The sequence below is a fragment of the Janibacter sp. CFPM2_SD2 genome, from assembly GCF_057364645.1.
The window spans coordinates 1-5,524 of the sequence record NZ_JBNFOF010000207.1 but is presented as its reverse complement, the minus strand read 5'-3'; the positions used below and the strand labels follow the sequence as shown (position 1 = coordinate 5,524).

6 protein-coding genes and 3 pseudogenes are annotated in these 5,524 nt (G+C 71.6%); 1 reads left to right on the top strand and 8 read right to left on the bottom strand.

The features are described 5' to 3' along the window. From AC2W7J_RS15405 to AC2W7J_RS15385, 5 genes and pseudogenes are all read right to left on the bottom strand, one after another. Positions 1 to 502 (bottom strand): annotated as a pseudogene (locus tag AC2W7J_RS15405) (hypothetical protein); the annotation flags it as partial. Beyond that, positions 502 to 1,551: an NAD-dependent epimerase/dehydratase family protein gene (locus AC2W7J_RS15400; protein WP_255184268.1), complete on the bottom strand. Its 1,050-nt coding sequence runs from the start codon at positions 1,549 to 1,551 to the stop codon at positions 502 to 504. The gene AC2W7J_RS15400 and the pseudogene AC2W7J_RS15405, both read right to left, overlap by 1 nt. 174 nt (positions 1,552 to 1,725) lie before the next feature. Beyond that, positions 1,726 to 1,824 (bottom strand): 30S ribosomal protein bS22, encoded by a 99-nt coding sequence (locus AC2W7J_RS15395; protein WP_003792170.1) that lies wholly within the window; start codon positions 1,822 to 1,824, stop codon positions 1,726 to 1,728. 150 nt (positions 1,825 to 1,974) lie between these two features. Then, the gene (locus AC2W7J_RS15390) at positions 1,975 to 2,172 is read right to left on the bottom strand and encodes a helix-turn-helix domain-containing protein (protein WP_255184269.1); all 198 of its coding nucleotides are present in this window, start codon (positions 2,170 to 2,172) and stop codon (positions 1,975 to 1,977) included. 164 nt (positions 2,173 to 2,336) lie between these two features. Further along, positions 2,337 to 3,526: pseudogene (locus AC2W7J_RS15385) on the bottom strand (acetoin utilization protein AcuC). 61 nt (positions 3,527 to 3,587) lie between these two features. On the opposite strand from AC2W7J_RS15385, the gene AC2W7J_RS15380 reads away from it, so the two are divergent. Next, positions 3,588 to 4,256, top strand: coding sequence for a potassium channel family protein (locus tag AC2W7J_RS15380; protein WP_255184271.1), 669 nt, complete (start codon positions 3,588 to 3,590; stop codon positions 4,254 to 4,256). Here AC2W7J_RS15380 and AC2W7J_RS15375 read toward each other — a convergent pair. The 3 genes and pseudogenes from AC2W7J_RS15375 to AC2W7J_RS15365 all read right to left on the bottom strand — a co-directional run. Further along, positions 4,228 to 4,854 (bottom strand): GNAT family N-acetyltransferase, encoded by a 627-nt coding sequence (locus AC2W7J_RS15375; RefSeq protein ID WP_485983458.1) that lies wholly within the window; start codon positions 4,852 to 4,854, stop codon positions 4,228 to 4,230. The genes AC2W7J_RS15380 and AC2W7J_RS15375 overlap by 29 nt on opposite strands. A 116-nt stretch (positions 4,855 to 4,970) precedes the next feature. Beyond that, positions 4,971 to 5,129: an N-acetyltransferase gene (locus AC2W7J_RS15370; RefSeq protein WP_485983456.1), complete on the bottom strand. Its 159-nt coding sequence runs from the start codon at positions 5,127 to 5,129 to the stop codon at positions 4,971 to 4,973. After that, positions 5,126 to 5,524 (bottom strand): annotated as a pseudogene (locus AC2W7J_RS15365) (hypothetical protein); the annotation flags it as partial. The pseudogene AC2W7J_RS15365 and the gene AC2W7J_RS15370, both read right to left, overlap by 4 nt.

Sequence of the window (5,524 nt, the reverse complement as noted above, 5' to 3'; positions counted from 1 at the left end):
AGCCGCGCGAGCCGGCAGTCGACGAGGCGGTGCGGGTCGCGGCCGTGCGGGTCGAGGTGCTCCGCCGGGCCGGCGGACGACGGTCGCGACGTCGTCGGCGTGGCCGCCGGAGCGCGCCGTCGGGGCCGGGCACGACGGTCAGGCGCGGCGTTCGCGGCGTCGACGACTTCTTCGGCCGGGAGGTCGAGGAGCGCGAGGAGGTGACGGACTCCCCCTTCGCGCTGGTGGTCGTGGGGACCTGGGCGGAGGGTCCGGTGAGCAGCGGGGTCGTGCGCCGGCGCGCGCGCTCGCCGCCGGCCCGGTCCGCCGCCGCGGCCACGGCGCTGGCCTTCTTGGCCGCAGGCTTCTTCGTGGCGGTCTTCTTCGCAGCGGTGGACTTCTTGGCCGGCGTCGTCTTCTTCGCGGCCGACGTCTTCGCCGGAGTGGCCTTCTTCGTGGCCGTCGACGTCTTCGCCGCGGTGCTCTTCTTCTTCGCGCCGGGGGCGGGGGTGCTGTCGGCCATCACTTCTCACTCTCGGGGGCGGACACGGAGCGCATCGCGGCCTCGGCGGCCTTGACCGCCGACCAGCCGGGCTGCGCGAAGGGGAGGCGGTCCAGGACCCGACCCTTGGTCGCCCGCGCGAAGTCCTCGTAGGCGGCGCGCGTCGTGTAGGCGGGCTCGAAGCCCAGGTCCTCACGCATGCGGGTCGTGTCGAGACCACGACCGAAGGTGAGGAAGTCGAGCTGGTCGGAGCCGATGTCGACGAGGCCGAACTTGCGGGCCACGTCGGTCAGGGCACCGGTCGTCGCCTTGGGCACGAGGACGAAGGGGCGGCCGGCGAGGTTGGCGGCCTGGCTGGCGGTGATGATCCCCTCGCCGGCGACGTTGACCGAGCCGATGCCGGGGATCGTCACGGCCCGGGCGATTGCGTCGACGCAGTCGTCCTCGTGGACGAACTGCAGCCGCGCGTCGTAGCCGAGCGGGATCGGGATGACCGGCAGGCTGAAGTGGTCGGTGAAGGCGGTGCGGATGCGGGGGCCGATGACATTGGCGAAGCGCAGCGTCGTGATCTCGATGTCGGGTCGCCGGCGCGAGAGGCCGCGCACGTAGCCCTCGACCTCGACGCTGTCGCGGGCCCAGCCCGAGCGCGGCATCTGCTTCGCCGACATGTCCTCGGTGAACATCGCGGGGTCGCGCGGGCTCGACCCGTAGACGCCCGCGGTGGACTTCACGACGAGCTTGGTCACCGACTCGGCGCGCTGGCAGGCGGCCAGCAGCTGCATCGTGCCGATGACGTTGACCTCCTTCTGCGTCGCGCGCCCGCCGCCGGCACGTGGCGTGGCGATGACGCCCATGTGCACGACGGTGTCGACGTCGTTGCCGGAGATGATCCGGCTGATGAGGGGGCTGCGGATGTCGGCCCGCATGAACTCGGCCCGGCCGATGCCGTGACGCGGCGGGACGACGTCGACGCCGATGATCCGGCCGATCGACTCGTCACGGCTGAGACGGCGGGCGAAGGCTCCGCCGAGGTGGCGGGAGACTCCTGCGACGAGCACGGTCTCGGGCACCGGGGACACCTTCCTGTGGGCACCGGCCACAGTGGACGTGGCCTGGTCGGCAGCCTAGTCACGCCTGCTGGTCTGCGGCGGCTCGTCCGGGGAGACGGCCATCACGGGACGAGCGTCACGGCACGACGAAGGGGGCCGGACCGGATCGTGCCGGTCGGGCCCCCTTCGTACGGGTCACTTCTTGTTGCGGCGCTGGTGGCGCGTCTTGCGCAGCAGCTTGCGGTGCTTCTTCTTCGCCATCCGCTTGCGTCGCTTCTTGATGACAGAACCCATGCGATGTCCTTCGCTGTCGTGGTCGATGTTGTCGGTGGTGGCTCGAGCGATGCCGATCCTGCACGGGCAGGCTCCACCGAGCTACGAGTCAGACGACAGAGTCTATCCGCTCCCGCGGGCGTCTCGTGCCGCGGGGCGCTGCGACGACGATCAGGCGGTCTCGATGAACGAGGTCTCGAGGTAGGTGTGCACCGCATCCTCCGGGACGCGGAAGCTGCGACCGACCCGCACGGCCGGAAGGTCACCGTTGTGGACCATGCGGTAGACGGTCATCTTCGACACCCGCATGATCGACGCGACCTCCGCCACGGTGAGGAAGCGCACCTCACCCAGTCGATCGTTCGACATGATCACCTCGATCTCCGCGGAGTCGCACAGCCGACCCCTGTCGGCTGGACGTCTACGAGCCCCGCAGGTGACCACCATAGGGGCAGATGTGACAACTGTGAAGACGAAGGGGAGATTTCCCCACTCACGTCCACCCGACACGCCGTGATGCGGCGAAGAATCCGCTAGTCGTACCAGACGTCGAGCCCGTGCAGCGGGAAGATCGCCTCCCGGGCGGCCATGATCGCCCGGTCGACGCCGCTGTGCGGGTTGTAGCCCATCGCCCACGGCTGCACCCAGATCGGCAGCTCGCTGTCGGGCAGGTCGCCCATGGTCTCCGGCCCCGGCTGCCCCGAGACGAGGTCGACGTGCTCGCGCCAGGCGGCCGGGATCTCGGTCGGCCGCCGGGATCGGCCGGTGCGCGGCGATCGCCGTGAGGTGGGTCCACGTGCGCGGGACGGCGCCGCACACGTCGTAGCCCCCGCCACCGAAGGCCACCCAGCGCCCGTCGCACACCTCGTGGGAGAGCCGGTGGAGGTTGACCGCGGCCTGGCGCTGCGCGTCGACGGTCAGGGCCATGTGGGCCAGCGGGTCCTCGCGGTGGGTGTCGCACCCGTGCTGGGTGAGCAGCACCTGCGGCTCGAAGGCCCGCACGACCGGCATGGCGACGGACGTGATCGCCCGCAGCCAGGGCCCGTCGGTGACGCCCGGCGGGAGGGCGACGTTGACCGCGGTGCCCTCGGCCCCGGGGCCACCGGTCTCGGCGGGCCAGCCCGTGCCGGGGAAGAGCGTGCGGCCCGACTCGTGGACCGAGACGGTGAGCACCCTCGGGTCGTCGTAGAAGATCGACTGCACGCCTCGCCGTGGTGCACGTCGACGTCGACATAGGCCACCCGCTCGACGCCGTGGTCGAGCAGCCAGCGGATCTGCGCCGCTGATCGTTGTAGATGCAGAAGCCGGCGGCACGGTCGCGCATCGCATGGTGCATGCCGCCGGTGAAGTTGACCCCGTGCTCGGCCTCGCCGGTCCAGACCCGCCGGGCGACCTCGACCGACCCGGCGACCAGCCGTGCGCTCGCCTCGTGGATCCCGGCGAAGGCGGGGACGTCGTCCGTGCCGATGCCCCAGGCGCCGTCGGCGGTGGTGGGGTCGGCGGAGATCGCCCTGACCGCGTCGACGTAGGCACGGTCGTGGACCCCCGCAAGCAGCTCGTCGGAGGCCACGTCGACGTCGACGACGTCGACGTCGTCGAAGACACCGAGCTCGCGGCACAGTCGCGCGGTCAGGTCCAGGCGCACGGGGGCCATGGGGTGACCGGGCCCGAAGTCGTACTTCATGAAGTCCTCGCCCCAGATGGCGCACGCCTGAGAGCTCATGCACGGGACGCTACCCCGGCTAGGGTCAGTCACGACCCACCACCCGAGGATCGGAGACACCGTGACGCGCATGCGCCTGCACAACGAGGACGTCCTCGTCATCGGCCTCGGCCGCTTCGGCGGGGCGGTGGCCACCGAGCTGCACCGCCTGGGCAACCGCGTCACCGCACTCGAGCTCGACCCCCGGCTCGCCGAGAGCTATCTGGGCCGCGTCGGCCGCATCGTCCAGGGCGACGCGACGTCGGTGACGACGATCGAGGAGATCAAGCCGCACACCTTCTCCGCGAGCGTCCTGGCCATCGGCTCGTCGATCGAGGCGAGCGTCCTCGCCGCGGTCAACCTCATCGACGGGGAGTCGCCGAAGGTGTGGGCCAAGGCGGTCAGCCCGGAGCACGCCCGCATCCTCAACCGGATCGGCGTGCACCACGTCCTCTCCCCCGAGATCGAGTCCGGCAAGCGCCTGGCCCACCTCATCGGCAGCCGCCTCATGGACTACATCGAGTTCGACGACGGCTTCGCCATCGTCAAGATGACGCCGCCGCAGGAGGCCGTGGGCTTCACCCTCGAGCAGTCGTCGATCCGCAGCAAGTACGGCGTGACGGTCGTCGGCGTGAAGTCACCCGGCCAGGACTTCACCTATGCCCGCCCGGAGACCAAGGTGCGCAGCGGCGACCTCATCATCGTCAGCGGCCCGACCGCGCTCATCGAGCGGATGGCGGCCCGGCCCTAGCTCCGCCCCCTCGGTGCACGACGGCGCCCCTGCTCCCTTCGGACGAAGGGGGCAGGGGCGCCGGTGCGTCGTGGGTGCGCTCAGGCGCGGTCCTCGCCGAGGGCCATGACGAAGGCGATCTCCTCCTCGCCTCGCCGTCCACGCCGGCGACCCGCATCGGGCGGCGGTCGTCGGTGGGGCGGAAGCCGAAGCTCGAGGCGAAGGCGACGGCGCGGCCGTTGTCGGAGCCGACCCAGTAGTAGAGGTGGCGCAGGCCCTGGTCGGCGGCGATGCGGGCACCCTGACGCACGAGGTTGGCGGCGACGCTGCGGCCGCGCCACTGGGGGTTGACCCAGAGGCCGAAGAGCTGGCCGGCGGTCTCACCCTTGTCCTCGCTCACGGAGCCGATGCTGACGACGCCGACCTGCTCGCCCTCGGTCTCGGCGACGAGGCGGACGCTGCGGTCCATGCGGGCGCGCCAGAAGTCCTCGGGCTCGGCGGCCTCGGTGTCGTGGTCGGCGACGAAGGCCTCGGGAGATTCCTGCAGCGCTTCCAGCCGAAGGGTGCGGTAGGTCTCCCACTCGTCCTCGGTCAGTGCGCGCACGGTGATCTCACTCATGGCGTGAGTCTCTCATCTCGGGCCGCGGAATGCTCCCCCGGGTCATGGAGAATTCACCTCCTCCGGTGTGCCACGGGCCAGTTCGCGCCGCGAGGCGTCAACCGCGAGCGGGCGGATCAGGACAGGGCCCGGCTCATCCGGTCGCACCGCGGAGCGTCGCCGCTGGCTCCGTCGAAGGCGAACCCGGACCGCTCGTAGAAGGCGAGTGCTCGCGGGTTGTCGAGCATGACGTGCAGCCGCACCTCCGCCGCTCCCCCGGCTGCTGCCTCGGTCACGGCGGCGTCGACGAGGGCATCGGCCGATCCCCCGGCCGCGCGCGTGCGGCGACCCACATGGCGACGATCTCGGGGACGTCGGCGGGGTCGAGCCGCAGGAGCGTCGCGGCGCCGAGCGGCAGCCCGTCGCCGCTCTCGGCGAGGAAGATCGCCTGCCCGAAGAGCGAGCGCCACCTCTCCTCGTCGTAGGCGACCTCCCGGGCGAAGTTGCTGCCGTAGGCCGCCGGCTCGTCGAGGAGCATCGCCAGCCGCACGGCTCGGTAGAGCTGCCAGTCCTCGCCGGTGAGGCGACGGACCGACCAGTCGGTCGCCATCAGCCCGCCCGGTCGGCGCAGGCCGCGACGGCGTCGGCGAGCGCGTGCCGGACCCCCGTGGGCCTCGAGGCGGGCGAGCGC